Below are 500 nucleotides of genomic sequence, written 5' to 3'. Positions count from 1 at the left end.
AGACCAGCTCCTCGGTGACGTGGATGCCGTCGATCTGCACGGCCAGCAGATCGAGCCCGGACAGGTCCTGCCCCATCCAGGCTGCCATCCGCTCCGCCGAGAGCGCGACGAAGCGCCGCGAGGCGGCCGACTTCGACACCCCCGCGCCCGGGCCCGCCGGCACGTCGCCCTCGGGCAGCCGAACCGCCCGGCCGAACCGGCGCGTGGCGACCCCGAGCAGCATCAGGTTCATCGCCCAGCGCCCCAGCCAGTCCTCGCCCACCGCCTGCTCCCAACTCGGCAGCACCACCTCCCGGCCACCGCGCTCGCGCACCCGCGGCCGTGCCACCGAGACCTTGCCACCATGGAAGCCGATCGGGCCCTGGGTCCGGCCCCAGCGCTGCGCCTGCCGCTCTCCACCCCGCCCGTGCCGCGGGCCGCACAGCGCCGCCGCATCGGCCTCCAACATCGCCTCAAGCGCCTCCAACCCCGCCCTCAGGCACAGCCGCTCGAAGCTCTCG

1 pseudogene is annotated in these 500 nt (G+C 75.0%); it reads right to left on the bottom strand.

From position 1 onward, the window contains the following. Window positions 1-500 (bottom strand): annotated as a pseudogene (locus tag Q7A36_RS40800) (IS256 family transposase); the annotation flags it as partial.

The sequence above is a fragment of the Paracraurococcus lichenis genome (assembly GCF_030657435.1).
GTDB classification, from domain to species: Bacteria; Pseudomonadota; Alphaproteobacteria; order Acetobacterales; family Acetobacteraceae; genus Paracraurococcus; species Paracraurococcus lichenis.
This window is presented reverse-complemented; position numbering and strand designations above follow the sequence as displayed.